3 protein-coding genes are annotated in these 2,117 nt (G+C 70.1%); 1 reads left to right on the top strand and 2 read right to left on the bottom strand.

The genetic code is table 11. The annotated features are described in order from the left end of the window. Together VMR86_04910 and VMR86_04905 are read right to left on the bottom strand one after the other, a co-directional pair. The coding region (locus tag VMR86_04910; protein ID HTO06378.1) for an acyl-CoA dehydrogenase family protein at positions 1-1,164 on the bottom strand (1,164 nt) is incomplete at its 3' end. Positions 1,165-1,213: 49 nt separating this feature from the next. Continuing rightward, the gene (locus VMR86_04905; protein HTO06377.1) at positions 1,214-1,693 is read right to left on the bottom strand and encodes a GNAT family N-acetyltransferase; all 480 of its coding nucleotides are present in this window, start codon (positions 1,691-1,693) and stop codon (positions 1,214-1,216) included. A 50-nt stretch (positions 1,694-1,743) separates the two neighbouring features. Between VMR86_04905 and VMR86_04900 the strand changes: the two genes are divergently transcribed. Continuing rightward, the coding region (locus VMR86_04900; protein ID HTO06376.1) for an amidohydrolase at positions 1,744-2,117 on the top strand (374 nt) is incomplete at its 3' end.

Below are 2,117 nucleotides of genomic sequence, written 5' to 3'. Positions count from 1 at the left end.
CCCGCGCTCGCCGATCACGTTGCGCTGGATGTTGGCGGTGCCGCCGGCGACCGCGCTGCCGAGCGACCACATGAACTGGCCGACCCACTGCGAGGCGTCGCGCGGGCCCATGCCCAGCTGGCGCTCGCCGGGCTCGAGCAGGCCTTCGTCGCCGAGCAGGTCGAGCGCCAGCTTCGCGACCTCCTGCCCGATGTTCGTCGAGATCAGCTTGTTCATGAGCTGCACGCGGCCGGGGTCCTGGCCTTTCGCCGCCTTGGTCAGCTGCCGGTAGCCCGAGTACTGGTGCGAGCGCACGGTGCCCTCGAGCTGCACGAGCCGCTGGCGGATCGCCGGATCCTGGATGGCGGGCTTGCCGTTGCGGTGCGAGCTCTTCGCGAGTTGGACGAGCGCGTTGAAGGTCATCAGCGCGTTCGCCGCGTCGCCGATCATGTTGCGCTCGTGCTTGAGCGTGGTGCGCGACACGATCCAGCCCTCGCCGCGCTTGCCGACGATCCAGTCCTTGGGCGTCTTCGCGTCGGTGAAGAACACCTCGTTGAAGTCGGCGGCGCCGGTCATCTGGCGCAGCGGCCGCACCTCGATGCCCGGCTGCTTCATCGAGAGCAGCAGATACGAGATGCCGCCGTGCTTCTGCGCGTCGGGCTCGGTGCGGCACAGACAGAACATGTAGTCGGCGCGGTGCGCGCCCGAGGTCCAGATCTTCTGGCCGTTGATCACCCACTCGTCGCCGCGCAGCTCGGCCTTGGTCTGGAGCGACGCGAGGTCGCTGCCCGAGCCGGGCTCGCTGTATCCCTGGCACCAGACGATCTCGCCTCGGATGGTGGGGCCGATGAACTTCTCCTTCTGCCACTCCGCGCCCTTCTCGAGCAGTGTGGGCACGAGCATGCTCGGGCCGATGCCCGCCATCTCGCCGGGCGCCCGCGCGCGCGCGAACTCCTCGCGGATGATCTGCGCCTTCAGCACGTCGGCCGGCTGCTCCGAGCCGCCATACTTCTTGGGAATCGCGCGCGCCAGGTAGCCGGCTGCGATGGCGCGCTCGCGCAGCAGCGCCGCGCGCTTGTCGCCCGGCAGCTTCGCCTCGTCGCCGCGCAGCGGCCAGTTGGCCGCGAGGAACGCCTTCACCTCGCCGCGGAACGCCTCGTACTCGGCGCTGTAGCTGAGATCCATTTCATCTCCCTCGTCGAAGCTCGATTTTCCCAGCTAGCCGGCCGGTGGGTCAAACCTGTGTAGGGCCGAGCGCCCGCGCGTAGTAGAGGACCTCCGTTGCGGGCTCGAGGCGCGCGACGCCGAGCTTCTCGAGCACCCGGATCGAGGCGGCGTTGTCGGGCCGGACGCCCGCCCGGACCTCGCTCGCGCCCAGCTCGCGCCGCGCGAGGGCCACGAGCTCGCCCGCGATCCGCGCCGCGTACCCGTGTCCCCAATGCGAGCGAAGGAGCGAGTAGCCGATGCTCGCGAAGCCGAGCTCGCGCACCAGGTCGCGGACCACGCCGACCCCCACGAAGCTGCCGTCGCCCTCCAGTGTCGCCGCGAACCGGTGCTGTTGCGTGGCGCTGACGGGGGCCGTGCAGAACGCCCGGGCGTCTTCCCGGGTGAACGGGATCGCGACGTGGAGCAGCCGGCGCGCGACCTCGTGGTCCGAGTAGAGCGCGTGGACGGGCTCGCTGTGGGCCTCCGAGAGCGGCACCAGGCGCAGCAAGAGCGCACCCTACCGCCTTCGGTCTATGATGGGGAAGAGAGGAGCTCCGGATGGCCTACCCGATCATCTCCGCGGACTCGCACGTCACCGAGCCGCCCAACACGTACACGGACTTCATCGACCACGCCTTCAAGTCGCGCGCGCCGCGCATGGAGGAGGTCGGCGAGATGGGCGACGTGTTCGTCGTCGACGGCATGGCGCGCCCCGTCGTGGTGGGCCTCGCGGCCGCCGCGGGCAAGCCGCCCGAGGAGATCCGCATCAAAGGCACCAAGTTCGCGGAGCTGCACCGCGGCGGCTGGGATCCCGAGGCGCGCATGGCCGACCAGAAGCGCGACGGCGTCGCGGCCGAGGTCATCTACCCGACGGTCGGCATGGTGCTCTGCAACCACTCGGACTTCGACTACAAGAAGGCCTGCTTCGACGC

The organism is Myxococcota bacterium (assembly GCA_035498015.1).
GTDB lineage: Bacteria > Myxococcota_A > UBA9160 > SZUA-336 > SZUA-336 > VGRW01.
This window is presented reverse-complemented; position numbering and strand designations above follow the sequence as displayed.